Source organism: Nocardia paucivorans NBRC 100373 (genome assembly GCF_000308675.1).
In the GTDB taxonomy this organism is placed as follows: Bacteria; Actinomycetota; Actinomycetes; order Mycobacteriales; family Mycobacteriaceae; genus Nocardia; species Nocardia paucivorans.
The window spans coordinates 1-205 of the sequence record NZ_BAGE01000056.1; the positions used below are offsets into that span (position 1 = coordinate 1).

Genomic DNA, 205 nt, shown 5'->3' on the forward strand with positions numbered 1-205 from the left:
CTGGAATTCCTGGGACGCGGCGACTCCCAGGTGAAGGTGCGCGGCATACGGATCGAACTCGGAGAGATCGAGGCGGTCCTGGCCGAACAGGGAGCCGTGGCGCAGGCGGTCGCGGTGGTCCACCGCGGTGACGGGGCGGTGGGCGACCGACTGGTCGCCTACGTCTCCCCAACGGCCGGTCGTCGAATCGACCCGACAGCTCTGC

1 protein-coding gene is annotated in these 205 nt (G+C 69.8%); it reads left to right on the plus strand.

Features of this window, described 5'->3' with window-relative positions:
* A partial coding sequence (locus ON32_RS20670) for a hypothetical protein (protein WP_040792651.1) occupies positions 1-205 on the plus strand: 205 nt, incomplete at both ends.